This is a genomic window from Streptomyces sp. NPDC053750, assembly GCF_044544295.1.
Lineage (GTDB): Bacteria > Actinomycetota > Actinomycetes > Streptomycetales > Streptomycetaceae > Streptomyces.
On record NZ_JBITXB010000009.1, the window covers coordinates 323,720 to 348,891 of the forward strand.

Genomic DNA, 25,172 nt, shown 5'->3' on the forward strand with positions numbered 1-25,172 from the left:
CTTTACAGCCCGGTTTCAACCGCGACGGAGCGCAAGTGGCGCCCTACCCGTGGTGAGCACGGAGTGCGGCCAGGGCACGGTCGGCGTGCGTGTTCATCCGCAGCTCGCTGCGGACGACCTCGAGCAGGGTGCGGTCCTGTCCCACGACGAAGGTGACGCGCTTGGTGGGGGCCAGGCTGAACCCTCGTGCCACCCCGAAGAGCGCGCGGACCGCGCCGTCGGTGTCGGACAGCAGCGGCATGCCGAGGGTGTGGCGTCCGGCGAACTCCTGCTGCCGTTCGACGGGGTCGCCGCTGACGCCCACGGGACGGGCGCCGACCGCGGCGAACTCGGCGGCGAGGTCACGGAAGTGGCAGGCCTCCGCGGTACAGCCGGGGGTGAGGGCGGCGGGGTAGAAGAACAGCACGACCGGGCCGTCGGCGAGCAGCTCGGACAGGCGGCGCGGGGTGCCGGTCTCGTCCGGCAGCGTGAAGTCCTCGACGGTGTCGCCGACCGCCGGGATCCGGCTCACGACCGGCCCTCGCCGGCCTTGGCGACGCCGCGGGCCCACAGCACGAGCGGCACCTGCACCGGCAGCCGACCGTAGGCGGCGGCCCGCTGCGGCGCGGGGCGGTGCCGCCAGTCCACGGCCATCTTGACGTTGGCGGGGAACACGCCGACGAAGAAGGCGGCCGTGGTCAGCGCGGCGGCCTTCCGGGTGCGCGGCAGCGCGATGCCCGCGGCCAGCGCCAGTTCGGCGGCGCCGCTGGCGTACGTCCATGCCCGGGGGGTGCCCGGCAGCCCGCGCGGCACGATCGCGTCGAAGGTGCGGGGCCGGGTGAAGTGGGCGACGCCCGCGGCGGCCAGCAGGCCGGCGAGCAGCAGGGGTGAGCGTTCGGACCGGGACACGGTTCCTCCTCCGGTGGGCCTGCCGCGCGATATTACTCGACGGTAAGGAGCACGGACGTCGCGGCACTCGAGAGGCCGCCGTCCCGGCACACAGGGGCGGACAACGCTCGCCGGAATTGGCCGGGTGTAGTGCACACGTTCCGACGGGCATGTGGTTAGCTTAGGCTAGCCTAACCTTAGCTGTTGACGATTTCGTCGGCAGTCACTCGCCCCTGCCCGCCCTCCGACCTGCGGTTGACGGAGAACGCCGATGACCACGCTCCCCCGCCCCACTCCCCGCGGTGCCGCCACGCCGGACGTCCGCCCGGTCCGGGTCACCGGCCCGCGCCTGGCGCGACTCCTGGAGGAGGCGGAGGGAGCCGACGACCCCCGGCGGACGGCCCTGGCGGCCGAGTTCTGGAGCGAGACGGAGCGCCTGGGCACCCCGCTCATGGAGGAACTCGACGGCGAACCCGGCCACCGGGCGGTCACCTTCCTGTGGCGGGGCCACCGCACCACGCGGCAGGTGCTGTTGTTCGGCAGCCACCTCACCGACCGTGACCACCTGGCCGGTTCCCTGCTGGAACAGGTGCCCGGCACCGACGTCTGGCACCTGGGCCTGAGGCTGCGCGCCGACCACCGCGGCTCGTACCGGCTGGCCGCGGACATCTCGCTCGGCCCGCCGCCCTCGGACCCGGACGGCCTCCAGCAGCGGCTGCGGTCGCTGACCGCCTTCGCCGCGGCGGATCCACTCAACGGCCGTATCGTGCCCACCCGTTGGCACCTGATGGACGGCTCGGTCTTCGCGCTGCCCGACGCCCCCGCCCAGCGGTGGGCCGGGCGGCGGGGCACGGTCCCGGCCGGGCGGGTCGAGCGGCACCGCGTCCCGGGCTCGGCTCCGGTCGGCGACCGGGACGCCTGGGTCTACCTGCCGCCGGGCCACGAGCGCGGCAGCGGCGCGCCCCTGCCGGTCGCGGTGCTGTGCGACGGTGACATGTGGTTCGGGCGGCTCGGGTTCGGCGACACGCTGGACGCGCTGATCGCCGACGGGTCGCTGCCGCCGCTCGTCGTGGTGGCCCCGGACGCCGTGGACCGGCGTACCCGCTGGCGCGACCTGGGCTGCCGGGAGCCGTTCGTCACCTTCCTGGCGGACGAGGTACTGCCGTGGGCGGCCGGCCGCTGGCCGCTGGTCACGGACCCGCGGCGGACCGTGGTCGCCGGGCAGGGCCTCGGCGCCCTGACCGCCCTGTACGCCGCGTACCGGCGTCCCGACCGGTTCGGCAACGTGCTCGCCCAGTCCGCCTCGCTGTGGTGGCGACCCGGGCTGCCGCCGCCGGGCGCGGCCGAACCGCCGCTGTACGGCACCCCGTGGCTCGTCGGCCGCTACGCCTCCGGCGCCTCCCGCCCGGTGACGGTCCACCTGGACGTCGGGCTGCACGAGGGCGCCGCGGTCGACCACCACCGCGCCCTGTACGACGCGCTGCGCGCGGCGGGCCACCGGGTCACCTACGACGAGTTCAACGGCGGCCACGACTACGCCTGCTGGCACGGCGCCCTGGCCGACGGCCTGGTCCGTGTGCTGGGCGACCCCGCGTCCTGATCTCCCCCACTCATCCCCCTTCCGTATCGCCCCGACCCTCTGTGTCCCAAGGAGCAGTCCCTTCATGTCCCCTGCCTGGCCTGCCGGCCCTGCCCGGCCTGCCTTTTCCGCCGGCGCCTCCCACAGAACCGTTCCGGCCCGTGCCCTCCCGGACGGCCCGACGAAGGCGGTCGCCTCGTGAGTGCCGGTCTCGACGGCCGGCTCGCCCTCGTGACGGGGGCGGGGCGGGGCATCGGCGCGGCGGTCGTCTCCGCGCTCGTCGAGCAGGGCGCCCGCGTCGTCGCCACCGACCTCACGGCCGACGGCGTCGAGGCACTCGCCGGCCGGCACCCGGACCACGTCGTCGCCCGCCCCCTGGACGTCACCGACGCCGCCGCCGTGGAGGCCCTGGTCGAGGCGACCGAGCGCACCGACGGCCCGCTGGACATCGCCGTCAACGTCGCCGGGATCCTGCGCGGTGCGGACGTCGTCGAGCTCCGCGACGAGGACTGGTCGGCCACCTTCGCGGTCAACGCCGACGGCGTCTTCCACGTCTCGCGCGCCGTCGCCCGCCGCATGGCCGACCGCGGCCGGGGCAGCATCGTCACCGTCGCCTCGAACGCGGCCGGCGTTCCCCGCGCGGGCCTCTCCGCGTACGCGGCCTCCAAGGCCGCCGCCGTGATGTTCACCAAGTGCCTCGGCCTGGAGGTGGCCGGGCGCGGCGTGCGCTGCAACACGGTCTCCCCCGGCTCGACCCTCACCGACATGCAACGCGCCCTGTGGACGGCCGGGGACGAGACGGCGTCGGCGCGGCGGGTGATCGAGGGCGACCCGGCCACGTACCGCACGGGCATTCCGCTCGGCCGGATCGCCGACCCCGCCGACATCGCCGACGCGGTCGTCTTCCTGGCCTCCGACCGCGCCCGGCACATCACGATGCACGACCTGTACGTCGACGGCGGCGCGACCCTGCGGGCCTGATCCGGCCCCGGGCTCTCCACCGCCTCACGTCCTCCCCCACTGGAGACAGCCATGTCCCTTTCCCTGCACGACACCACGCACGACATCACGCACGACATCGCGCACGGCACCGCACATGAAGCCGCGCACGCCACCGCGCACCGAACGGCACCCGAACCCGCGCACAAGACCCTGCCCGGCGCCGCGACCGCTCTGCTGGAGGCCTACCGACCGGCCACCGACCGCTTCCTCGCCACGCCCCACCGGACCCTGCTGGGCCGCGGCACCGCCGCCACCGTCCCCCACGACTCCCGCCCGGCCGCCGCACGGGTGCGTGAGGTGCTGGACGGGCTGCGCCGCCCGGGCGCCCCGGCACCGGTCGTCGTGGGCGCGCTGCCCTTCGCCCCGGACGCCCCGCCCGCGCTGGCCGTGCCGGACACCGTGCGCTGGGCGCCGCCGCTGCGCGAGGACCCGCTGATCGCCCTGCCCGTGCCCCACGACGGGCAGCGGCCCGAGTGGGCGGTGCGGGAGGTCCCGGCGCCCGAGCGGTACGGCGAGGCGGTCGCGGCGGCGGTCGCGCGGATGCGCGCCGGGGAGTTCGACAAGGTCGTCCTCGCGCGCACCCTCGAGCTCACCTCCCCCCACGAACCGGACCTGCCGGCCATGCTGCGCCGCCTGGCCCGCCGCGACCCCGCCGGCTACACGTTCGCCGTGCCGAGCGGCCCGGGCCGCACCCTGATCGGCGCAAGCCCCGAACTGCTCGTCGCCCGGCAGGGCGGCCGGCTCACCGCCAACCCCCTCGCCGGCTCGGCGCCGCGCAGCACCGACCTGGCCGAGGACGTCCGGCGCGCGGTCGCCCTCCTGGAGTCCGAGAAGGACCTGCACGAGCACGCCGTCGTCGTGGCCGCCGTACGGGAGGCGCTGGCACCGTTCTGCGCCTCGCTGGAGGTGCCCGAGCGGCCCACGCTGGTGCGTACGGCGGCCATGTGGCACCTGTCGACCACGGTCACCGGCGAGATCGCCGACCCCGGGGTGACCGCGCTGGACCTGGCGTCCGCGCTGCACCCCACCCCGGCGGTGTGCGGCACCCCCACCGAGGTGGCGCGGGCCGTGATCGCCGAGTCGGAGCCCTTCGACCGCGGCGCCTACACCGGCATGGTCGGCTGGCAGGACGCCGACGGCGACGGCGAGTGGGTCGTGACGATCCGCTGCGCCGAGGCCGAGGGGCGGGCGCTCAGGCTGTTCGCCGGCGCCGGGGTCGTGGCCGCCTCCACGCCGCAGGCCGAGACCGCGGAGACCGCCGCCAAGTTCCGTACGTTCCTGCACGCCGTGGGGGCCTCGCTGTGACGCTCACTCCGGGCGTGGACGCGCCCACCTGGCCGGCCGACTTCGCCGAGCGCTACCGCGCCGCGGGCTACTGGCGCGGCGAGACCTTCGGCGGCATGCTGCGCGAGCGCGCCGAGGCCCACCCCGACCGGATCGCCCTGGTCGACCCGGCCCCCGAGCGGCGGACCTGGACCTACCGGGAGCTGGACGAGCGGGCCGACCGGCTGGCCGCCGGGTTCCTCGCCCGCGGCATCGGCAAGGGCGACCGGGTCGTCGTACAGCTCCCGAACACCGGCGAGTTCGTCGAGGTGGTCTTCGCCCTGTTCCGCATCGGCGCGCTGCCGGTGTACGCGCTGCCCGCGCACCGGGAGACGGAGATCGGCCACTTCTGCTCCTTCGCCGAGGCCGTCGCGTACGTCGTCCCGGACGTGCACGCGGGCTACGACCACCGGGAACTCGCCTCCCGCATCCGGCAGCGGACACCGGGCCTGCGGCACGTGTTCGTGGCCGGCGACCCCGGTGAGCACACCGCGCTGTCCGAGGTGCCGTGCGATCCGTCCGGCGCGTTCGACGGGCCGGAGCCGCACGAGCTGGCGTTCCTCCAGCTGTCGGGCGGGACGACGGGCGTGTCCAAGCTGATCCCTCGCACCCACGACGACTACCTGTACTCGCTGTGGGGCTCCAACGAGATCTGCGGCGTCGACGGCGACACCCGCTTCCTCGTCGTCCTGCCCGCCGCGCACAACTTCCCGATGAGCTCGCCCGGCTGGCTGGGCGTGCTGTACGCGGGCGGCACGGTGGTGCTGTGCCCGAAGCCCGACCCGGACACCGCGTTCCCGTTGATCGCGCGGGAGCGGATCACGATGACGGGCCTGGTGCCGCCGCTGGCCCTGGTGTGGACGCAGGCCGCGACCGAAACCTCGCACGACCTGTCCAGCCTGGAGCTGACGCTCGTCGGCGGCGCCAAGTACAGCGAGCAGGCGGCCCGCCGCCTGGAACCGGCGCTGGGCTGCCGGCTGATGCAGGTCTTCGGGATGGCCGAGGGCCTGGTCAACTACACACGGCTGGACGACGACACCGAGACGGTCGTCACCACGCAGGGCCGGCCGGTCTCCCCGGACGACGAGATCCGCATCGTCGACGACGCGGGCGACGACGTCGCCGACGGCGAGTTCGGGCATCTGCTGACCCGCGGTCCGTACACGATCCGCGGCTACTGGCGGGCCCCGGAGCACAACCGGCGGGCGTTCACCGAGGACGGCTTCTACCGCACCGGTGACATCGTGCGCCGCACCCCGACGGGCCATCTCGTCGTCGAGGGGCGGGCCAAGGACCAGATCAACCGGGGCGGCGAGAAGATCGCGCCGGAGGAGGTCGAGAACATCATCCTCGCCCACCCGTCCGTGCACGACGTGTCGGTGGTCGCGGTGCCCGACGCGTACCTGGGCGAGCGCTCGCTGGCCTACGTCGTCCTCCGCGACGGCGCCGAGCCGCTGCGGCCGGTCGCGGTCAAACGCTTCGTGCGTGAGCGCGGCATCGCCGCCTACAAGGTCCCCGACCTCGTCGAGTTCGTCGACGTCTTCCCGCAGACCGGCGTCGGCAAGATCAGCAAGAAGCAGCTGCGTTCCGCCGCCGAACCGTCCTGACCGTCAGAAGAGGTCCTTTCTCCATGGCACTTCCCGCCATCGCCCCCTATCCGCTCCCGGCGCCGGACGAACTCCCCGCGAACCGCGTCTCCTGGACCGTGGACCCGGCACGTGCCGTGCTGCTGGTGCACGACCTCCAGCAGCACTTCCTGTCCGCCTTCCCGCCCGGCGGACAGCCCCTGACCGGCATGCTCGGCAACACCGCCCGCCTGCTCGCGGAGTACCGGCGCCGCGGCGTGCCGGTGGTGTACTCCGCCCAGCGCGGCGGCCAGACGCCCGAGGAGCGCGGCCTCCAGCTCGACTTCTGGGGTCCCGGTGTCGCCGACGACCCCGAGAGGCTCGCCACGCCGCACGCCGTGGCCCCCGAGGACGGGGACACCGTGCTCACCAAGTGGAAGTACAGCGCCTTCGTCCGCACCGGGCTGGCGGACCTCCTGCGGGACACGGGACGCGACCAGCTCGTGATCGTCGGCGTGTACGCGCACATCGGCGTGCTGATGACCGCCGCCGACGCGTGGCAGCGGGACGTCCGGGCGTTCGTCGTCGCCGACGCCGTCGCCGACTTCTCCCGCGCGGACCACGACATGGCGCTGCGCTGGGCCGCCGGCCGCTGCGCGGTCGTCACCACCACCGACGCGCTCCTCCAGGAGGTCTGAACCCCATGGCACCCACCCCGCCCGCCCCGCTCACCGTGGAGAAGATCCGCGCCGACGTCGCCGACTGCCTCGGCGAGGACCCGGCGGACATACCCGTGGACGAGAACCTCGTCGACCACGGCCTCGACTCGGTCCGCGTCATGGCCCTGCTGGAACGCTGGCGCCGCGAGCACGGCGTCACCGCCGGCTTCGCGGACCTCGCCGAACGCCCGGCCATCGAGGCCTGGGCACCCCTGCTGGGGGCGGTATGACCGTCCTCGCCGTGACCGGACTCCCGCTGACGGCGGCCCAGTCGGGCATGTGGTTCGCGCAGGCCCTGGACCCCCTCAGCCCCGCGCAGAACACCGCCGAGTGCCTGGAGATCGACGGCCCGCTCGATGCCGGGCTGTTCGCCGACGCCCTGCGCCGGGTGGCCTCGGAGTCCGAGGCGCTGCGGGTCGTACGCGTCGAGGACACGCCCGACGGGCCCCGCCAGTACGTCGCCGACGCGGTCGAACTGCCCCTGACCGTAGGGGAGTCCGCTACCGAGGCCGAGGCCGATGCGTGGATGCGGGCCGACCTGGCCGAGCCGTTCGACCTGGCGCGCGGGCCGCTCTTCCGGCACGCCCTGTTCCGCGTCGGCGAGGACCGCTGGCTGTGGTACCAGCGCATCCACCACCTCGTCATGGACGGTTACGGCTACTCGCTGCTGGTGCGCCGCACCGCCGAGGTGTACGCCGCGCTCGCCCGCGGCGAGCAGCCCGCCCCGCGCGCCTTCGGCACCCTCGCCGACCTGATCGCGGACGACACCGCGTACCGCGCCTCACCGGCCTTCGAGGCGGACCGCGCCCACTGGGCCGAGGCGTTCGCCGACCGGCCGGAGGCACCCCGGCTCGCGGGGCGCGGCGCGCTGCCGTCCCGTACCTTCCTGCGCCGCAGCGCCCACCTGTCCCCGGAGACCACCGGGCGGCTGCGGGACCTCGCCGCCCGCCTCCGCGCGACCTGGCCGGACGTGCTGATCGCCGCCCAGGCCCTCTACACCTCCCGCGCCACCGCCCGCGCGGACGTGGTGCTGGGCCTGCCGATGATGGGCCGGATGGGCTCGGTGTCGCTGCGGGTGCCCGGCATGGTGATGAACGTGCTGCCGCTGAGGCTGGCCGTCTCCCCCGAGGCGACCTTCGCCGAACTCGTCCGCCAGGTGGTGCTCGGCATCCGCGAGCTGCGCCGCCACCAGCGCTACCGCTACGAGGACATCCGCCGCGACCTGGGGCTGCTGGGCGAGAGCCGCGCCCTGGTCGGCCCGCTCGTCAACGTCATGCCCTTCGACTACGGCGTGGACTTCGCGGGCGCCCCGGCCCGCGCCCGGAACCTGTCCGCGGGCCCGGTGGACGACCTGACGGTCAACATCCACGACCGCGCGGACGGCCGCGGCCTGCGCATCGACCACGACGGCAATCCGGCCCTGTACGACGAGGCCGGCCTCGCCGCGCACCAGGACCGGTTCCTGCACCTCGTGGACCGGCTCGCCGCCGGCGACCCGCACCTCCCCCTCGCCGGGCACGCCGTGACCACCGAGGCCGAACGGACCCTGGTCCTGGAGGAGTTCAACCACACCGACCGCACCCTGCCGCCGACCACCCTCGTCGGACCGATCGAGTCGCAGGCCGCCCGCACCCCGGACGCCACCGCGCTGGTGTACGGCGGCACCACCCTGACCTACGCGGAGCTCAGCACCCGCGCCAACCGCCTGGCCCGGCACCTCCAGTCCCTCGGCGCCGCGCCCGGGGCGGTGGTCGCCGTCTCGGTGCCGCGCTCGGTGGAACTGGTCGTGACGCTGCTCGCCGTGCTGAAGTCGGGCGCCGCCTATCTGCCGCTGGACCCGGACTATCCGGCGCCGCGTCTGACGTACATGCTCCGGGACGCGGCACCCGTCTGTGCCGTCACCGACCGCGCCGGGCGCCTCCCGGACGGCACGGGCACCGAGGTGGTCGTCCTGGACGGCCTCGACGTGTCCGCGTACGCGCGGACGAACCCGCCGCGCGCGCTCACCCCCGCCCATCCCGCGTACGTCATCTACACGTCCGGTTCCACGGGCCGTCCCAAGGGTGTCGTCGTCCCGCACCGGGCGATCGACAACCGGCTGCGGTGGATGCAGCACGCCTACGGGCTCACCGCCGCGGACCGGGTGCTGCAGAAGACGCCGTCGTCGTTCGACGTGTCGGTGTGGGAGTTCTTCTGGCCGCTGCGGGAGGGCGCGGCGCTGGTCGTCGCCGAACCGGGCGGCCACAAGGACCCCGCGTACCTGGCCCGGCTGATCCGCGAAGAGACGGTGACCACCTGCCACTTCGTGCCGTCGATGCTCCAGGTGTTCCTGGCCGCCGCGGAGGCCGGCGGGTGCGGGGACGTGCTGCGCCGGGTGTTCTGCAGCGGCGAGGCCCTGCCCCGGGAGACCGCGCAGGCCTTCGCGCGTACCCTCCCGGACGTCGAACTGCACAACCTCTACGGCCCGACGGAGGCCGCCGTCGACGTCACGTACCACGCCTGCGACCCGGCGGTCCCGGGCCCGGTACCGATCGGCCGGCCGGTGTGGAACACCCGCCTGTACGTGCTGGACGCGGCCCTGCAACCGTGCCCGCCCGGGGTGCCCGGCGAGCTGTACCTCGCGGGCGTGCAGCTGGCCGACGGCTATCTGGGCCGACCGGAGCTGACGGCGTCGCGGTTCGTGCGCGACCCCTTCGGGCCGGCGGGCAGCCGCATGTACCGGACGGGCGATCTGGCGCGCTGGACCGCCGGGGGCGAGGTCGAGTACCTCGGCCGCACCGACCACCAGGTCAAGCTGCGCGGGCAGCGCATCGAACTCGGCGAGATCGAGGCGGCGCTCGCGGCCCGGCCCGGTGTGGGCGGGGCGTGCGCCGTGGTGCGGGAGGACCGTCTCGTCGGCTATGTGACCGGCGACGCCGATCCGGCCGAGGTGCGGGCCGCGCTGGCGCGCGAGTTGCCGGAGCACATGGTCCCGGCGGCCGTCGTGGCCCTGGAGGCGTTCCCGCTCTCGCCCAACGGCAAGCTGGACCGCCGTGAGCTGCCCGCCCCGGTCTTCGCCGGCGGTGCGGGCACCCGCGCCCCGGCATCCGCCCGCGAGGAGGCGCTGACCCGGCTGTTCGCCGAGGTGCTGGAGGTGGATGCGGCCGGCCCCGACGACGCGTTCTTCGACCTGGGCGGGACCTCGCTGCTCGCCGTGCGGCTGGTGACCCGGGTCCGGGAGGAGTTCGGCACGGAGCTGACCATCGGCTCCCTGTTCGAGGCGCCGACACCGGCCGCGCTCGCGGGCCGGCTGGGGGCGGCCGGACCGTCGGCCGAGGACGCGCTCGGCGTCGTACTGCCGCTGCGCGCCGAGGGCGAACGGACACCGCTGTTCGGCATCCACCCGGCGGGCGGCCTCGCCTGGTGCTACGCCGGGCTGACGGCGCGGCTCGGGCCGCAGCAGCCCGTGTACGGCATCCAGGCCCGCGGCCTGGCCGGCGACGAGCGGCTGCCGGGCACCCTCCAGGAGGAGGCGGAGGACTACACCCGGCAGATCCGCGGCATCCAGCCGCACGGCCCCTACCGGCTGGCGGGCTGGTCGGTCGGCGGGGTCCTCGCGCACACCGTGGCGGTGCTGCTCCAGCAGGAAGGTGAGGAGGTCGAACTCCTTGCGCTGCTGGACGCGTTCCCCTCCGAGCAGTGGCGGGAGCGGCCCGCGCCGGAGGAGGGCGACGCGCTCACGGCGGTGCTGCGCATGGCGGGCTTCGACCGCACCGGCGAGCGCACCCGCGAGGACGTCCTGGCCACGCTGCGCCGGGCGGGCAGTCCGCTCGCCGGGCTCTCCGACCGCGCCCTGTCCCGGATCGTCGACATCGTGCCGAACCACGCCCGCATGATGCGCGAGCACGAGCACGGCGTGTACGACGGCGACGTCCTGTTCTTCACGGCGGCCGCCCCGCGCGCCGAGGACTGGCTGACGCGCGAGGCGTGGCGGCCGTACGTCGGCGGGGCGATCGTCAACCACGACCTGGACTGCACCCATCCGCAGCTGATGCGGGACCGGTACCTGGACGACATCGCGGCGGTGCTCGCCGCGCGTCTGAAGGAACTCGGCGCGTGAGCCCCGTGAGGCTTGAAGTTAGGGTAGCCTTACCTTAGTTGATCACGCGTCGTGTTCCGTGCCGGCTGTCGCCGCCCCGACGCGTCCTCACTCCCCCGGGCCGAGGAAGTCGGTCCCGGACCCCGAAGCAGACCCCCGAGAAAGGGAGTTCCCTCACCATGTCCAGCCCTGCCACCCGCACCCACCGCCACCGCACCGCGCTCACCGCGGCCGTCGCCGTGGCGGTCGCCGCGGGCAGCACCCTGACCCTGGCGGGCACCGCGTCCGCCGAGTCCGCCGGCTCGACGGTCACCACCGCGAAGCTCACCAAGGGCCTGTACCAGTCGGCCTACTCCGAGCGGAACAACGTGCTGTGGGTCACCGCCGCCGTCGGCCGCCCGCCGGTCACCGAGTCGCACCTGCTGAAGGTCGACCCGAAGACCCTGGAGATCGAGGGCGACATCACCCCGCCGGTCACCGACACCGCCACCGGTGCCGTCGAGGCCGTCTACGGCGTGGCCGTGGACGACGAGCACAACACCGTCTGGACGACGAACACGCGCAACAACACCGTCGCCGTCTACAGCCAGCGCACCGGTGAACACCTGGCCACCCTGCCGAACGTCGGCCACGCCCGCGAGATCGTGGTCGACGAGAAGCACGACACGGTGTGGGCGAGCGGCTTCAGCGACGGCACCCTGGTCGCCTTCGACTCCAAGACCTTCAAGGAGAAGGAGCGCGTCACCGTCGAGGGTTCCGGCCCGACCGGCCTGACCGTCAACGAGAGGACCGGCACGCTCTACGCCGCCGACCTGGGCAACGACCGGCTCATCGAGCTGGAGCGCGGCTCCGGGACCCCTCGCTTCATCACGGTCGGCGACGGCCCCATCTCGGTGTCGCTGTCCAAGAACGGCAGGACCGCCTACACCGCCGACCAGACCGCGGGCACCCTGTCCGTGGTCGACCTGAGGACGGGCGCCGTCACCAGGTCCGTGGCGACCGGCGCGGGCGCCCTGTCGGTGGAGACCGACGAGCGCTCCGGCGACGTCCTGGTGGTCAACCGCACCGCCGCCAACGTCACCCGCGTCGACGTGAAGGAGGGCGTCGTCGAGGAGACCATCGCCACCGGCACCAACCCCAACCACGTGGAGATCACCGACGGCACCGCCTACGTGGTCGACAAGTCCGGGGCCACCGCGACCGAGGACACCGTGACCCGGATCCGCCTCGCCCGCTGATCCCCACCCGTCACCACGCGCCCGTCACTCCCCGGCCCGGGGCGTGACGGGCGCCAGCCACATGCCCACGATCGCGTCGACGAGCCCGTCCGCGGCGTCCTGCCAGCTGGCGCGCGGAGTGGGGCGGTTCTCGGCGAGGGCACGCTCCCGCTCGGCCGCCGTGTGCACGATGAGGTGACGGACCATGTCCCCCCGCTCGGCCCGGACCTCGTCCGGCAGTTCGGGCATGCACCGGGCCCGCCCCTCGATGATCCTGCGCAGGGACTGCGAGGCCCGGGACTCCTCCACCATGATCTGCCGCAGCGCGGGGTCCGTCATGACCTGCGCGCAGAAGCGGGCGTACCAGGTCGGGCTGCCCAGCGCGGCCAGGTGGTCGTACTGCGGCCTCACCAGGCAGTCCACCCAGTCCCGCAGGTCCGTCGAGTCGCCGAGGGCGGCCAGCTGCCGGGCGCGCAGTTCCTCGACGCGTTCGTAGTGCCGCTGCGCGATGGCGCGCACCAGGTCGGCCTTGGTACCGAAGTGGTAGCCGACCGCGGCGTTGTTGCCCTGCCCGGCGGCCTCGCTGACCTGGCGGTTGGAGACCGCGTACACCCCGTGCTCGGCGAAGAGCCGTTCGGCGGTGGTCAGGATCAGCTGCCGGGTCGCGCCCACCTGTTCCGCCCGTACCGCCCTGCCCGCCATGCTCACCACCGCGCCGGGACCTTCCTTCGCGCCCCGCGCCGGCCAGTCCCTCGAGTCGCCGCAGGTCCGCCGCCGGGCGGCGCCTTCCACGGAAGCCTACGCAACGCCGGACTCCGGGCGGTGCGCGGCCCGGATGCGCGGGCTCCGGCTCCCGCCCCTTAGAGTACGTCAAGCGACTGACTTAAAAGTGTCCCGCGGTGCAGTCCGCGCTTGTGACTCGAAAGGCTCCTCCATGCCCGCTTCCCCCGCCGCGCCACGGCCCAACGCCGTGGTGGCGGTACTGGCCCTGGCCGGGATCGTCGTCTCGCTGATGCAGACCCTGGTCATTCCGATCGTTCCCGAGCTGCCGAAGCTCCTGGACGCACCGGCGTCGGACGCGGCGTGGGCGGTGACCGCCACGCTGCTGGCCGCCGCCGTGGCCACGCCGGTCGTCGGCCGGCTGGGCGACATGGCCGGCAAGCGGCGCATGCTGCTGCTCAGCCTGGTGCTGCTGATCGCCGGCTCGGTGGTCTGCGGACTGAGCGACACCCTGGTCCCGATGGTCGTCGGCCGCGCCCTGCAGGGCCTGTCGGCCGCCGTGATCCCGCTCGGCATCAGCATCATGCGCGACGAGCTGCCCGCCGAGCGGCTGGGCGGCGCCACCGCCCTGATGAGCGCCTCGCTCGGGGTCGGCGGCGCGCTCGGTCTGCCCGCCGCCGCGCTGATCGCGGACAACCTCGACTGGCACATGCTCTTCTGGGTCTCCGGCGCGCTCGGCGCCGTCGCCCTGGTGCTGGTGCTGGCGCTCGTGCCCGAGTCGGCGGTGCGCACCGGTGGCCGCTTCGACCTGCTAGGCGGCCTCGGCATGGCGGCCGGCCTGGTGTGCCTGCTGCTGGCGATCTCCAAGGGCGCCGACTGGGGCTGGACCGGCGGCACCACGCTCGGCCTGTTCGCGGCGGCCGTGGTGATCCTGCTGGTGTGGGGCCGCTGGGAGCTGCACACCGCGCAGCCGCTGGTGGACCTGCGCACCACCGCCCGCCGCCAGGTGCTGTTCACCAACCTGGCGTCCATCGCCATCGGTTTCTCGATGTTCGCGATGTCCCTGGTGCTTCCGCAGCTCCTGCAGTTGCCCGAGGCGACCGGTTTCGGTCTCGGCCGCTCGCTGCTGACCGCCGGCCTGGTGATGGCGCCGTCCGGCCTGGTCATGATGGCGTTCGCCCCGGTCTCCGCCGGCGTCTCCAGGGCTCGCGGCCCGAAGGTGACCCTGATGATCGGCGCCCTGATCGTGGCGGCCGGGTACGGGCTGAACATCCTCCTGATGTCCGAGGTCTGGCACCTGGTGCTGGTCTCCTGCGTCATCGGCGCGGGCATCGGCTTCACCTACGGCGCCATGCCGGCCCTGATCATGGGCGCGGTGCCGGCGAGCGAGACGGCCGCCGCGAACAGCCTGAACACCCTCATGCGGTCCATCGGCACGTCGGTCGCCAGCGCCATCGCCGGGGTGATCCTGGCCCAGATGACCATCAGCCTGGGCGGCTTCGCCCTGCCGTCCGAGAACGCCTTCAAGGTGGTCATGGCCATCGGCGCGGGCGCGGCCCTGCTCGCCTTCGTGATCGCGTCCTTCATCCCCGGGCGCCGTCCGGTCACCGCGGTCGCGTCTTCGGGCTCGGCCGACGGGGTCGAGGCCGACGCCGCCCCGGTGCGCTGACGCGCTCCCCGTACGGCACGGACGGCGCCGGTCCCGTGGCGGACCGGCGCCGTTCGGGCGAACCTGGCGGACGACGCGCGTGACGGCCCACGGGTGCGTCGAGAACAGACCCGTGGAGCTGCCGCAGATCCCTCCCATGCTCGCCACTCCCGGCACCCTGCCGCCGGCCGCGCAGGACGCGCGCTGGGCCTACGAGACCAAGCAGGACGGCCAGCGCGTGGTGGTCTACCTGCCCGGCGACGGCCGCGTGCTGCTGCGCGCCCGCTCCGGCCAGGACATCACGGCCGCCTATCCCGAACTGGCCCCGCTCGCCGGCGCGCTCGGCGCCACCCCCGCCGTACTGGACGGCGAGGTGCTGGCCCTGGACGAACGGGGCCGCGCCGACTTCCAGCTGCTCCAGTCGCGCATGGGCCTCGCGCACGCGCCGGGGCGGGCGGCGCTCCGGGCGGCGAAGGTCCCCGTCCATCTGGTGCTGTTCGACGCCCTGCACCTGGGCCCCCGCTCCCTCCTGCGCCTCCCCTACACCCGCCGCCGCGAGCAGCTGGCGGACCTCGCCCTCGACGGCCCCTCCTGGTCGACCCCGGCCGCGCTGGTCGGCCACGGCGAGCAGGCCCTGCGGGCCACCCGCGAACACGGTCTGGAGGGGCTGGTGTGCAAGCGGCTGGACTCGGTGTACGAGCCGGGGGTCCGCTCCCGGGCCTGGATCAAGATCCGCAACATGCGCAGCGAGGACGTCGTGGTGGGCGGCTGGCTGCCCGGCAAGGGAGGGCTCACCGGCCTGCCGGGCGCCGTGCTGGTCGGCCAGCGGGCGGCGGGCCGGCTGCGCTACGTCGGCGGGGTCGGCACCGGCTGGAGCGCGGCCGAGCGCACCGAGCTGGCCGCGCTGCTGCGGGCCGCCGCGACGGACGTGTGCCCCTTCGACCCGGTGCCGTCGGTGCCGGGAGCGCGCTGGGTCGTGCCCCGGCTGGTCGGCGAGGTCCGCTACAGCACCCGCACCCGGGAGGGCATGCTGCGCCAGCCGTCCTGGCTGCGGCTCCGCCCGGACCTCGCACCGGAGGACTCGGCCGCGGACCTTCCGGACGACCCGGCGTGACGGCGTGACGGCGTGACCCTGTGACAGCGCGTCAAGTATTGGGCTGCCCTTCACCGCGGGGACGCCCGTGGCTCTTGGCACGGAAGTGAAATGACGGGACCCTGAACTCCCTTTCCCCCCACAGCCGTTGTGCTGCGCCCGGAAACAGAGGAGGACGCGGTGTCGTCGCGTACCACCACCCGCCGCAAGAGATGGCTCACCGTACCGCTCGGTGCCCTCGCCCTGGTCGTCGCCTTCCCCTCCAGCGCCTTCGCCGCCCCGCCGCCGGGGCTGCCCGGGAACGCCGACAGCCTGGAGCGCGCGTACCAGCCCGCCTTCGACTACGACACCGACGGCTGCTACCCGACACCGGCCATCGGCTCCGACGGTGCGGTCAACGGCGGGCTCAACCCGACCGGCGCCCTGAACGGCAACTGCCGGGACGCGGCCGACCTGGACAACACCAACGGCTACGCGCGCGCCACGTGCAACAACGGCTGGTGCGCGTACATGTACGGCCTCTACTTCGAGAAGGACCAGGCACTGCCCGGCAGCAGCCTCGGCGGGCACCGGCACGACTGGGAGCACGTCGTGGTGTGGGTGCAGGACGGCACCGTCCAGTACGTCTCGACCTCGAACCACGGCTCGTTCAGCGTGCACGCGAGGTCGGCGGTCCGGTTCGACGGCACCCACCCGAAGATCGTGTACCACAAGGACGGCATCAGCACCCACTGCTTCCGCCTGGCGACCTCGGGCGACGAGCCGCCGGAGAACCACAAGGGCGGCTGGCAGTACCCGGCCCTGGTGGGATGGAACGGTTATCCGGCCGGACTGCGCGACAAGTTGAGCTCCTACGACTTCGGCAGCGCCACCTTCGGCCTCAAGGACGGCAGCTTCGCCTCCCACCTGGCGGCCGCCAAGCCCTCCGGCATCCCCTTCGACCCGAACGCCTGAGCCGACCGCGGCCGAAAGGGGGCCGGTCGAGGGGGCCGGTCGAGCGAAGCACGGGTCCCGGGCGCCCCTGGGAGCACTATCGTGTCCGCATGTCCGTCCCCGAGCTGATCCGTATCGTCTCCCGCGACTCCCCCATGGCCCTGGCGCAGGTCGAGCGCGTCCGGGCCGAGTTGGCGGCCCTCCATCCCGGCGTGCGCACCGAGGTCGTGCCGGTGAAGACCACCGGTGACAAGTGGCTGGGCGACCTGTCGCAGGTGGAGGGCAAGGGCGCGTTCACCAAGGAGGTCGACGCCGCGCTGCTGTCGGGCGAGGCCGATCTCGCGGTGCACTGCGTCAAGGACGTGCCCGCCGACCGGCCGCTGCCGGCGGGCACGGTGTTCGCCGCGTTCCTGGAGCGGGACGACGTCCGGGACGCCCTCGTCCACCCGGACGGGCTGACCCTGGACGAGCTCCCCGCCGGGACCCGCGTCGGCACCTCCTCGGTGCGCCGCGTCGCCCAACTGGCCGCCACCCACCCGCATCTGAGGTGCGTTCCGTTCCGGGGCAACGCCAACCGGCGGCTCGCGAAGCTGGCCGCCGGCGAGGCGGACGCCCTGCTGCTCGCGGTCTCGGGCCTGGAGCGCATCGGCCGCCCCGACGTGATCAGCGAGGTCCTGTCCACCGAGACGATGATGCCGCCCATCGGCGCGGGCATCCTCGCCCTGCAGTGCCGTGAGGGGGACGCCGCCCTCATCGACGCGGTCAGCGGCCTCGGTCACCCGGACACCCATCGGGAGGCCACCGCCGAGCGCATGTTCCTGCACGTCCTCCAGGGGCACTGCAACAGCCCCATCGCCGGCCACGCCCGCGTGGACCGGAGCGGTGAACTCTCCCTGCGCGCCTGCGTCTTCACGCCGGACGGCAAGACCCGGCTGAACGCCCACGAGTGGGCCGGCCGGCTGGACCCGGCCACGCTCGGCACGTCGGTCGCCGTGGCCCTGCTGCGTCAGGGCGCCCGCGAGATCATCGACGGCATCGCGCACTAGGGCCTGTCTGACAGTTCCCGTCGTCGCCCGGAGGGCGGCCCCGGGGCGTCAGGTGCGTGCTCTCGGCGCGCCGGGCGCAGACCCTCGTACTGGACGTACTTGGGTCTGCGCCCGGCGCGGCGAGAGTGCGTGCATGGCGTCGCGGGGCAGACGGGAATTGTCAGACAGGCCCTAGGCCTGTCGGCCGGGGATCAGGCGGTGCCCTCCTCCGCCTGGTCCCGCAGGAAGGTGCTCACCTGGTGGGCCAGACCGTCGTCGCGCACCGCGCCCGTCAGGGCCCCGGTGGCCCCCTCGTGCAGCCCGAGTCCGCCGGTCCACAGCCGGCGGTCGGCCCACTCCTCGTCCACCCGGACCTGCACCTGCACGTCCACCTGGCCGAGGCTCGCCTCCGGGCCGGCCGCGTAGAGCACGGCGGTGGCCCGGCGCAGCGGGTAGACGTCGAAGCCCTCGATGAACTGGGAGTTGCGCCAGTCGAGGAAGGCGCTCTCCCCGTCGGGCCCGATCCGCACGTCGATCTGGCCGTCCTCCAGGTGGATGCCGAGGTGCCGGCCGCCCCGGTTCTCCACGGTCACCCGGACACAGAAGTACGTCAGCCCCTCGGCGGCGTCGTCGGGTCCGCGCGGCGGCTCGGCCTGCTCCAGACGGTGGACGCGGACCCGCAGACCGGCGTGCTCGTCGTACTCCTGCCAGTCCCCGACCACGTTCGGCTCGTACACGATGCCCCTCTCGACCTCTCGACGCTGCTTCCTATCTGTGCGCTCAGCGCACTGTCAAATGCGCAGAATGCGCCGTGGCCAGGCACTTCGCACCCGTCTGATCGGTGATCAAGCGTTGCGCAGCGACGATCCGCCGGCGCCCGCCGAGGGCGATCACCCGGAGCGTGCCACACATCACGTTCCGCAGCGCCGCCGCCACGATCACCGGCCTGCGTCCGTTCAGGTGGCCGTCCGGGGCATTCGCGCTCAGTATCCATATATACGAGGATTTGCCAGCGCCCCTGCTGAGGGAGGTGCGCACCATGCGTATCGCCGGCGGAACCAAGCCCCACCCCCACGACGACGCCCCCGACACCGCCGCGGCGTTCGAGCGGCTCGCCACACTGCCGGAGGGAGCCGAGCGCACGGCGTTGCGGGACGAGCTGATCCAGGTCTGGCTGCCCATGGCCGAGCGGATCGCCGTCCGCTTCCGGGGCCGCGGGGAGAACCTCGAGGACCTCTACCAGGTGGCGGCGCTCGGTCTGGTCAAGGCCGTCGACCACTACGACCCGGAACGCGGCCACGCCTTCGAGGCGTACGCCGTACCGACCGTGACCGGCGAGATCAAGCGGCACTTCCGCGACCACATGTGGACCCTGCACGTGCCGCGCCGCATCCAGGACCTGCGCAACCGGGTGCGCAAATCGGCGAAGGAGCTGGCGCAGATCACGCCGGGACGCGCCCCCACGGTCGAGGAGATCGCCGAGCACGCGCAGCTGACCACGGTCGAGGTGCGCACCGGCATGGAGGCGCTGGAGTGCTTCTCGGCCCTCTCGCTGGAGGCCGAGATGCCCGGCACCGACGGGTACGCCCTGGGGGACGCGCTCGGCGGCCCGGACCCGGCCTTCGACACGGTCGTGGACCGGGTGGCCGTCCGGCCCTGTCTGGAGGCGCTGCCCGAGCGCGAGCGCACCATCCTCTACCTGCGCTTCTTCGGCGGGATGACGCAGAGCCGCATCGCCCAGCAGCTGGGCATCTCCCAGATGCACGTCTCCCGGCTGCTCAGCGGCTGCTTCGACCGGATCCGCGAGGAGATCCTCGCGGAGGCGCGCTGAGGCCTGCCGGGTCCCGCTCCGGCCTGCCGAGGCCCGTCACCGCTCCGGCGGGGCCGGGGTGCCGGGGATCTGCGTCGGGCCGTGCCGGTCCAGGCTGTCCTCGAGGGCGGCGCCGATCTCCGGGGGCATCACTCCGGTGCGCCCCCAGATGAGTATCATTTCGGCCACATTGCGCAGTTTGATGTTCGTATGCTGGGAAACTTCCTTCAGGACGAGCCACCCCTGGTCGGGTGTGACGCGGCCGAGAGCGACGATCATCCCGATCGCCTGGTCGACGACGGCGTGCGAGACGACCGCCTCCTTCAGCTGCCGGACCTGTTCCTGCAGCTCGAAGATCTGGTCCGAGGCCCAGTCCGTGGGCATGGTCACCTCCGGATCCGGCGGGTCACCGCCGCCTGTGCCGCGCGGGACGGCTCCGAGGCCTCCATCGTGGTCACATGTGCCCCGCGGCGCCACTGGGCCGTCCGGGGCGCGTCCACCACCGTTTCGGCGCCCTCGCCGGGGTACTCGACAGGCGCCCGCCGCACTCCCGGTCGGACACTGGTGTGGAGCCGGTGGCTGCCGGTGGACGAGACCAGGACACGACTGCCATGAACCACGACACGACCTCCCCCGCCGGCGGGGACAGCCTCCTGTCCACGCACTCCGTGTACGGGGCCCCCTGCTGGGTGAGTCTGACCAGCCGTGATCTGCAGGCCACCGAGGATTTCTACTCCGCCGTGCTGGGCTGGCGGTGGCGGCCCGGCAAGCTGGGCGACCCGTTCCGGATCGCCCTGGCGGACGGGGTGCCGGTCGCCGGGATCGCGGCCGTCGCCGCGATGTGGCAGATGGCGGTGGCGTGGACGCCGTACTTCGCCGTGCGCAGCGCCGACGAGGCGGTCTCGCGGGCGGCCGAGCGCGGCGGCACGGCCGCGGTCGGGCCGATCTCCCTCCCGCCCGGGCGGGCGGCGCTGCTGGCCGACCGGGACGGCGCGACCTTCGGCATCTGGGAGGGCGAGCTGTTCTCCGACTGGGAGACCTGGCGCACCTCGCGCCCCGCCTTCATCCGGCTGCACACCCGCGACGCCTTCGACGCCGCCCTGTTCTACGGCCAGATCTTCGACTGGGCGTCGGGGTCCAGCGGCTGCTGCGAGGTCCGGTACGAGGGTGACGAGGTGGTGCTGCGCAGTCAGGGGGACGTCGTGGCACGCATCGAGTCGGGCGCGCTGGAGGCGGCGCCCGACCCGGCCATCCGGCCGCACTGGCAGGTGCACTTCGCGGTCGAGGACGTCGCGGCCTGTGCCCGTACCGCGGAGCGGCACGGCGGCAGCGTGCTGTCGCTGGGCGGCGACGAGGCGGTACTGCGCGACGCCGACGGCGCGCAGTTCACGGTGACCGCGCGCCTCGGCGGCTGATCCCACGGCTCACCGGCCGGTGCGGGAGGGCCGGGAGAGCAGGACCAGGCTGCGCGGCCCGACGGTCAAGGCGGTGCCGGCCTTGTGCTCCGCCTCGTCCGGGGTGTCCTCCGGGTCGGCCGTGTCGATGACGGTCGTCCAGCGCTCCCCGTAGGTGACGTCGGGCAGCCGGAAGTCGGCCGGCTCCCAGTGACTGTTGAGCAGCAGCAGGAAGGAGTCGTCCACGACGGGCCGGCCGCACGGGTCGGGTTCGGCGATGGCGTCGCCGTTGAGGAAGACGCCGACGGCGTGCGCGTCGGAGCGCTCCCAGTCGTCGTCGGACATCTCCCGGGCATCCGGCAGCAGCCACACCAGGTCGGGCAGCGGCTGGTCCGCGTGGGTGGCCGTCTCGCCGCGGAAGTAGCGTCGCCGGCGCAGCACGGGGTGGTCGGCACGCAACGCGATGAGGCGCCGGGCGAAGTCCAGCAGGCCCCGCTGCTCCGCGTCGAGGCGCCAGTCGATCCAGGAGATCTCGTTGTCCTGGCAGTAGGCGTTGTTGTTGCCCCGCTGGGTGCGGCCCAGTTCGTCGCCGTGGCAGAGCATCGGGATGCCCTGGGAGAGGAGGAGCGTGGCGAGGAGGTTGCGCTGCTGGCGACCGCGCAGCTCCCGGACGGCCGGGTCCTTGGTCTCGCCCTCGGCGCCGCAGTTCCAGGACCGGTTGTGGCTCTCGCCGTCCCGGTTTCCCTCGCCGTTGGCCTCGTTGTGCTTGTCGTTGTAGGAGACGAGGTCGCGCAGGGTGAACCCGTCGTGCGCGGTGACGAAGTTGACGCTGGCGCGGGGGCGGCGCCGGCTGTGCTGGTACAGGTCGGAGGAGCCGGTCAGCCGGGAGGCGAACTCGCCGAGCGTGTGCTCCTCGCCTCGCCAGAAGTCCCGTACGGCGTCCCGGTACTTGCCATTCCACTCCGACCACAGCTGCGGGAAGTTGCCCACCTGGTAGCCGCCCTCTCCGAGGTCCCACGGCTCGGCGATCAGTTTGACCCGGCTGATCACCGGGTCCTGCTGGATGAGGTCGAAGAACGCCGACAGCCGGTCCACCTCGTGGAACTGCCGGGCGAGGGTGGCCGCGAGGTCGAAGCGGAAGCCGTCGACGTGCATCTCGGTGACCCAGTACCGCAGCGAGTCCATGATCAGCTGGAGGACGTAGGGGTGCCGCATCAGCAGGCTGTTGCCGGTGCCGGTGGTGTCGTAGTAGTGCTGCCAGTCGCCGTCCACCAGGCGGTAGTACGACGCGTTGTCGATGCCTCGGAAGGAGAGGGTGGGCCCCTTCTCGTTGCCCTCGGCGGTGTGGTTGTAGACCACGTCGAGGATGACCTCGAGGCCGGCCTCGTGCAGGGACTTGACCATCGACTTGAACTCGGTGACCTGCTGGCCGCGGGTGCCGAGGGCGGCGTAGCCGTTGTGGGGTGCGAAGAAGCCGATGGTGTTGTAGCCCCAGTAGTTCGCCAGGCCGCGGTCCTGGAGCACGCCGTCGTGCACGAACTGGTGCACCGGCATCAGCTCCACGGCACTCACGCCGAGGGACCTGAGGTGGTCCACGATCGCGGGGTGCGCCAACCCGGCGTAGGTGCCGCGCAGTTCGGCGGGCACGTCGGGGTGGGTGCGGCTGAGGCCGCGGACATGGGCCTCGTAGATCACGGTCTCCGAGTACGGGCGCCGCGGCGGGCGGTCGTCGCCCCAGTCGAAGTACGGGTCGGTGACCACGCCGAGCATGGTGTGCCCGGCGCTGTCACCGGGGTCGGGCCTGCCCTGGGCGCGTTCGAAGAGGGAGGCGTGGTTGTCCACCCGCCCGTCCACGGCGCGGGTGTACGGGTCGAGGAGCAGCTTCGCCGGGTTGCACCGGTGGCCCACGGCCGGGGCCCACGGACCGTGCACCCGGTATCCGTAGCGCTGCCCCGGGCCGACGCCGGGCAGGTAGCAGTGCCAGACGAAGCCGTCGACCTCGGGCAGCGGGACGGTGCTGTGGGTGCCGTCGTCGTCGACGAGGACGAGGTCGACGCGTTCGGCGACCTCGCTGAACAGCGCGAAGTTGGTGCCCTGTCCGTCGAACACGGCCCCCAGGGGGTAGGGGTGCCCGCTCCACACGGGCGACCCCTTCCAGTTCGGCCTGGCGCGGGTCACCGGGCCGCCTCCAGTACGCCGCTCGTGGTGCCCACAGGGCCGGCCAGCCGCGCGACCGGCATGATCTCGCGCGGGACCTCCAGCCCCTCCTGCGTGATCGGCTCCGGCGCCGTCGCCACCAGCGGGACGCGTTCGCCGGCCCGGGCGCGCTGCGAGAACCAGATGACCTTGGCGCCGGTGTCGGCGGCGCAGCAGCCCCAGCCGTCGCTGGTGGCGGCGAGGTGCTGCAGGCAGGTGCGCAGGTCCTGGTCGGGACGGAGCGCGTGGTCGTTGCCCCCTACGGCGGTGATGAGGTGCTGGTGGTTCCACCACATCTCGATCGACGTGTTCTTGTCGCTCGCGTGCTCGTCGATCGCCCGCAGCAGCATTTCGGCGCCCGAGCAGACGGGTTCGACGAGGTTCTCCAGGTCCCAGAACCGGAGGTGAGCGGCCAGGATGCGCCTGACCTGTCCGACCCGTTCCGGGCTGACTTCCACGTCGAGGTGGTAGTAGCAGGGCACTGCGGTCTTCATCGTCGTGGCTCCTCACCGCGAAAGCTCCCGCTCCTCTCGTCCCTTGGGGGACGAGCTCCCCGAACACGAAGCGTGAGCGCTGATCGCTTCTGAGTCACTCCAGAGTGGGAGCAGTAGCCCATTCGTGCAACACGAGAAAGCAGTTGAAGATCCAACAAGACGGCGCGTCACCGTCCGTGCACCATGTGTGAAGAACTCGATCGTCCGTACCCCCGGACCGTCCGGAAGGTGACCGGCATGCTGCTCCCTGCGAAGACAGAAGTCGCCCGGCAGCTGCGGCATTACCGCGCCTGGGAACGTTCCATGCTCGCGTCCCCGGCGGACGTGGCCGTACGGGCCACCTTCGAGGACTCCGGTTACACCCTGTGCGTGCTGATGGGAAAGCGGTGCGCACGGGAGGCCGCGGATGCCGCCGAACGGTATCTGCGGACGAGCCTGGTCACCCCTGCGCAGGAACAGGCGGACCGGCTCTCCCCGTCGGGGCGGAAGACCCCCTCCGGCGCGGCTTGACCGAACGGCCGGGCACCCGCCCGGCCCCGAGCACGGCGGAGGTGAGAACGGATGACTACGACCGTGGAGATCGGACGTATCCCGGTCCGGGACGTCCACCCGGTGGTGGAGTACGGCAGGCGCCCGGCGAAGGCGGTGGCGGGAGAGACGTTCGAGGTCACCGCGTCCGTGTTCCGCGAGGGCCACGACGCGGTGGCCGCCAACGTCGTGCTGAAGGACCCCGAGGGCCGGCCGGGTCCGTGGACCCCGATGCGGGAGCTGGCCCCGGGCAGCGACCGCTGGGGCGCGGAGGTCACCCCGGGCGCCCCCGGCCACTGGACGTACCGGGTGGAGGCCTGGAGCGACCCCGTCGCCACCTGGAAGCACCACGCGAGGATCAAGGTCCCGGCGGGCATCGACACCGGGCTGGTCCTGGAGGAGGGGGCCGAGCTGTACCGGCGGGCCGCCGCGGGGGTGCCGAAGGACGCGGGGCGTGCCGTTGTGCTGGCCGCCGCGGCGACCCTGCTCGACGACACGCTGCCCGTGGCCACCCGGCTGGCGGCGGCGTTGACGCCCGAGGTCGCCGCGGCGCTGGCCCGGCATCCGCTGCGCGAGCTGGTCACCACCTCCGACCCACTGCCCCTGCTCGTCGAGCGCGAACGCGCCCTGTACGGCGCCTGGTACGAGTTCTTCCCCCGCTCCGAGGGCACCCCCGACCGCCCCCACGGCACCTTCCGCACCGCCGCCCGCCGGCTCCCGGCCATCGCCGCGATGGGCTTCGACGTCGTCTACCTCCCCCCGGTCCACCCCATCGGCACCACCCACCGCAAGGGCCGCAACAACACCCTCTCCGCCACCCCCGACGACGTCGGCGTCCCCTGGGCCATCGGCTCCCCCGAGGGCGGCCACGACACGATCCACCCCGACCTGGGCACCCTCGACGACTTCGACCACTTCGTCACCGAAGCCGCACGCCTGGGCCTGGAGATCGCCCTCGACTTCGCCCTCCAGTGCTCCCCC

At 73.5% G+C, this 25,172-nt stretch carries 24 protein-coding genes; 16 read left to right on the top strand and 8 right to left on the bottom strand.

The genetic code is table 11. From position 1 onward, the window contains the following. Positions 1-43 precede the first annotated feature (43 nt). A complete protein-coding gene (locus ACIGO6_RS25945; RefSeq protein WP_399880009.1) occupies positions 44-511 on the bottom strand; it encodes a peroxiredoxin in 468 nt (155 codons plus the stop codon). Continuing rightward, entirely contained in the window at positions 508-888 is a 381-nt protein-coding gene (locus ACIGO6_RS25950) for a DoxX family protein (protein ID WP_399880011.1), read from the bottom strand. Before ACIGO6_RS25950 ends, ACIGO6_RS25945 begins: the two co-directional genes overlap by 4 nt. A gap of 250 nt (positions 889-1,138) precedes the next feature. Between ACIGO6_RS25950 and fes the strand changes: the two genes are divergently transcribed. The 8 genes from fes to ACIGO6_RS25990 all read left to right on the top strand — a co-directional run bounded on the left by fes (position 1,139) and on the right by ACIGO6_RS25990 (position 12,371). Continuing rightward, entirely contained in the window at positions 1,139-2,467 is a 1,329-nt protein-coding gene (gene fes / locus ACIGO6_RS25955) for an enterochelin esterase (RefSeq protein WP_399880014.1), read from the top strand. Between the two features lie 177 nt (positions 2,468-2,644). After that, on the top strand, positions 2,645-3,427 hold the full coding sequence (locus ACIGO6_RS25960; protein ID WP_399880017.1) for a 2,3-dihydro-2,3-dihydroxybenzoate dehydrogenase: 783 nt from the start codon (positions 2,645-2,647) through the stop codon (positions 3,425-3,427). A 51-nt stretch (positions 3,428-3,478) separates the two neighbouring features. Further along, positions 3,479-4,753 carry an isochorismate synthase gene (locus ACIGO6_RS25965; protein WP_399880020.1) on the top strand — a complete coding sequence of 425 codons (1,275 nt, stop codon included), beginning with the start codon at positions 3,479-3,481 and terminating at the stop codon, positions 4,751-4,753. Further along, positions 4,750-6,378 carry a (2,3-dihydroxybenzoyl)adenylate synthase gene (locus ACIGO6_RS25970; protein ID WP_399880023.1) on the top strand — a complete coding sequence of 543 codons (1,629 nt, stop codon included), beginning with the start codon at positions 4,750-4,752 and terminating at the stop codon, positions 6,376-6,378. Before ACIGO6_RS25965 ends, ACIGO6_RS25970 begins: the two co-directional genes overlap by 4 nt. 23 nt (positions 6,379-6,401) lie before the next feature. Further along, positions 6,402-7,034: an isochorismatase family protein gene (locus ACIGO6_RS25975; protein ID WP_399880026.1), complete on the top strand. Its 633-nt coding sequence runs from the start codon at positions 6,402-6,404 to the stop codon at positions 7,032-7,034. Between the two features lie 5 nt (positions 7,035-7,039). Continuing rightward, positions 7,040-7,285 carry a phosphopantetheine-binding protein gene (locus tag ACIGO6_RS25980; RefSeq protein ID WP_399880028.1) on the top strand — a complete coding sequence of 82 codons (246 nt, stop codon included), beginning with the start codon at positions 7,040-7,042 and terminating at the stop codon, positions 7,283-7,285. Further along, the gene (locus ACIGO6_RS25985) at positions 7,282-11,154 is read left to right on the top strand and encodes an amino acid adenylation domain-containing protein (protein WP_399880030.1); all 3,873 of its coding nucleotides are present in this window, start codon (positions 7,282-7,284) and stop codon (positions 11,152-11,154) included. Before ACIGO6_RS25980 ends, ACIGO6_RS25985 begins: the two co-directional genes overlap by 4 nt. Positions 11,155-11,312: 158 nt before the next feature. After that, on the top strand, positions 11,313-12,371 hold the full coding sequence (locus tag ACIGO6_RS25990) for a YncE family protein (protein ID WP_399880033.1): 1,059 nt from the start codon (positions 11,313-11,315) through the stop codon (positions 12,369-12,371). 24 nt (positions 12,372-12,395) lie between these two features. Here ACIGO6_RS25990 and ACIGO6_RS25995 read toward each other — a convergent pair whose 3' ends face one another. Continuing rightward, complete coding sequence (locus ACIGO6_RS25995; protein WP_399880035.1) at positions 12,396-13,052, bottom strand: TetR/AcrR family transcriptional regulator; 657 nt, start codon at positions 13,050-13,052, stop codon at positions 12,396-12,398. Positions 13,053-13,284: 232 nt separating this feature from the next. Between ACIGO6_RS25995 and ACIGO6_RS26000 the strand changes: the two genes are divergently transcribed. The 4 genes from ACIGO6_RS26000 (at position 13,285) to hemC (ending at position 17,790) form a co-directional block, all read left to right on the top strand. After that, on the top strand, positions 13,285-14,739 hold the full coding sequence (locus ACIGO6_RS26000) for an MFS transporter (RefSeq protein ID WP_399880037.1): 1,455 nt from the start codon (positions 13,285-13,287) through the stop codon (positions 14,737-14,739). A gap of 112 nt (positions 14,740-14,851) precedes the next feature. Next, positions 14,852-15,832 carry an ATP-dependent DNA ligase gene (locus ACIGO6_RS26005; protein ID WP_399880100.1) on the top strand — a complete coding sequence of 327 codons (981 nt, stop codon included), beginning with the start codon at positions 14,852-14,854 and terminating at the stop codon, positions 15,830-15,832. Between the two features lie 159 nt (positions 15,833-15,991). Beyond that, positions 15,992-16,765: an NPP1 family protein gene (locus tag ACIGO6_RS26010; protein ID WP_399880040.1), complete on the top strand. Its 774-nt coding sequence runs from the start codon at positions 15,992-15,994 to the stop codon at positions 16,763-16,765. A gap of 89 nt (positions 16,766-16,854) precedes the next feature. After that, entirely contained in the window at positions 16,855-17,790 is a 936-nt protein-coding gene (gene hemC, locus ACIGO6_RS26015) for a hydroxymethylbilane synthase (RefSeq protein ID WP_399880042.1), read from the top strand. 191 nt (positions 17,791-17,981) lie between these two features. On the opposite strand, the gene ACIGO6_RS26020 is transcribed toward hemC, so the two are convergent. Together ACIGO6_RS26020 and ACIGO6_RS26025 are read right to left on the bottom strand one after the other, a co-directional pair. Further along, a complete protein-coding gene (locus ACIGO6_RS26020; protein ID WP_399880044.1) occupies positions 17,982-18,506 on the bottom strand; it encodes a hypothetical protein in 525 nt (174 codons plus the stop codon). A 43-nt stretch (positions 18,507-18,549) separates the two neighbouring features. Beyond that, on the bottom strand, positions 18,550-18,810 hold the full coding sequence (locus ACIGO6_RS26025; protein WP_399880046.1) for a hypothetical protein: 261 nt from the start codon (positions 18,808-18,810) through the stop codon (positions 18,550-18,552). On the opposite strand from ACIGO6_RS26025, the gene ACIGO6_RS26030 reads away from it, so the two are divergent. Next, positions 18,809-19,600: an RNA polymerase sigma factor SigF gene (locus ACIGO6_RS26030; protein WP_399880049.1), complete on the top strand. Its 792-nt coding sequence runs from the start codon at positions 18,809-18,811 to the stop codon at positions 19,598-19,600. The genes ACIGO6_RS26025 and ACIGO6_RS26030 overlap by 2 nt on opposite strands. Before the next feature lie 36 nt (positions 19,601-19,636). On the opposite strand, the gene ACIGO6_RS26035 is transcribed toward ACIGO6_RS26030, so the two are convergent. Next, positions 19,637-19,963 (bottom strand): ANTAR domain-containing protein, encoded by a 327-nt coding sequence (locus ACIGO6_RS26035; protein WP_399880051.1) that lies wholly within the window; start codon positions 19,961-19,963, stop codon positions 19,637-19,639. 227 nt (positions 19,964-20,190) lie between these two features. Between ACIGO6_RS26035 and ACIGO6_RS26040 the strand changes: the two genes are divergently transcribed. Beyond that, positions 20,191-20,994, top strand: a complete 804-nt coding sequence (locus tag ACIGO6_RS26040; protein WP_399880053.1) for a VOC family protein — start codon at positions 20,191-20,193, stop codon at positions 20,992-20,994. A gap of 9 nt (positions 20,995-21,003) precedes the next feature. Here ACIGO6_RS26040 and glgX read toward each other — a convergent pair whose 3' ends face one another. Both glgX and ACIGO6_RS26050 read right to left on the bottom strand, forming a co-directional pair. Then, on the bottom strand, positions 21,004-23,151 hold the full coding sequence (glgX, locus tag ACIGO6_RS26045; protein ID WP_399880055.1) for a glycogen debranching protein GlgX: 2,148 nt from the start codon (positions 23,149-23,151) through the stop codon (positions 21,004-21,006). Continuing rightward, positions 23,148-23,663: a pep a2 gene (locus ACIGO6_RS26050; protein ID WP_399880058.1), complete on the bottom strand. Its 516-nt coding sequence runs from the start codon at positions 23,661-23,663 to the stop codon at positions 23,148-23,150. Before ACIGO6_RS26050 ends, glgX begins: the two co-directional genes overlap by 4 nt. 237 nt (positions 23,664-23,900) lie before the next feature. Between ACIGO6_RS26050 and ACIGO6_RS26055 the strand changes: the two genes are divergently transcribed. Together ACIGO6_RS26055 and ACIGO6_RS26060 are read left to right on the top strand one after the other, a co-directional pair. Beyond that, positions 23,901-24,173, top strand: coding sequence for a DUF5133 domain-containing protein (locus tag ACIGO6_RS26055; protein ID WP_399880061.1), 273 nt, complete (start codon positions 23,901-23,903; stop codon positions 24,171-24,173). 51 nt (positions 24,174-24,224) lie between these two features. Further along, on the top strand, positions 24,225-25,172 hold a 948-nt coding region (locus ACIGO6_RS26060), incomplete at its 3' end, for a maltotransferase domain-containing protein (RefSeq protein ID WP_399880063.1).

Excerpts from the sequence above, each read along its gene's own strand:
- fes (WP_399880014.1), top strand. The coding sequence starts at position 1,139 with ATGACCACGCTCCCCCGCCCCACTCCCCGCGGTGCCGCCACGCCGGAC.
- ACIGO6_RS25965 (WP_399880020.1), top strand. The coding sequence starts at position 3,479 with ATGTCCCTTTCCCTGCACGACACCACGCACGACATCACGCACGACATC.
- ACIGO6_RS25975 (WP_399880026.1), top strand. The coding sequence starts at position 6,402 with ATGGCACTTCCCGCCATCGCCCCCTATCCGCTCCCGGCGCCGGACGAA.
- ACIGO6_RS25980 (WP_399880028.1), top strand. The coding sequence starts at position 7,040 with ATGGCACCCACCCCGCCCGCCCCGCTCACCGTGGAGAAGATCCGCGCC.
- ACIGO6_RS25985 (WP_399880030.1), top strand. The coding sequence starts at position 7,282 with ATGACCGTCCTCGCCGTGACCGGACTCCCGCTGACGGCGGCCCAGTCG.
- ACIGO6_RS25990 (WP_399880033.1), top strand. The coding sequence starts at position 11,313 with ATGTCCAGCCCTGCCACCCGCACCCACCGCCACCGCACCGCGCTCACC.
- ACIGO6_RS25995 (WP_399880035.1), bottom strand. The coding sequence starts at position 13,052 with ATGGCGGGCAGGGCGGTACGGGCGGAACAGGTGGGCGCGACCCGGCAG.
- ACIGO6_RS26000 (WP_399880037.1), top strand. The coding sequence starts at position 13,285 with ATGCCCGCTTCCCCCGCCGCGCCACGGCCCAACGCCGTGGTGGCGGTA.
- hemC (WP_399880042.1), top strand. The coding sequence starts at position 16,855 with ATGTCCGTCCCCGAGCTGATCCGTATCGTCTCCCGCGACTCCCCCATG.
- ACIGO6_RS26030 (WP_399880049.1), top strand. The coding sequence starts at position 18,809 with ATGCGTATCGCCGGCGGAACCAAGCCCCACCCCCACGACGACGCCCCC.
- ACIGO6_RS26025 (WP_399880046.1), bottom strand. The coding sequence starts at position 18,810 with ATGGTGCGCACCTCCCTCAGCAGGGGCGCTGGCAAATCCTCGTATATA.
- ACIGO6_RS26035 (WP_399880051.1), bottom strand. The coding sequence starts at position 19,963 with ATGCCCACGGACTGGGCCTCGGACCAGATCTTCGAGCTGCAGGAACAG.
- ACIGO6_RS26040 (WP_399880053.1), top strand. The coding sequence starts at position 20,191 with ATGAACCACGACACGACCTCCCCCGCCGGCGGGGACAGCCTCCTGTCC.
- ACIGO6_RS26050 (WP_399880058.1), bottom strand. The coding sequence starts at position 23,663 with ATGAAGACCGCAGTGCCCTGCTACTACCACCTCGACGTGGAAGTCAGC.
- ACIGO6_RS26055 (WP_399880061.1), top strand. The coding sequence starts at position 23,901 with ATGCTGCTCCCTGCGAAGACAGAAGTCGCCCGGCAGCTGCGGCATTAC.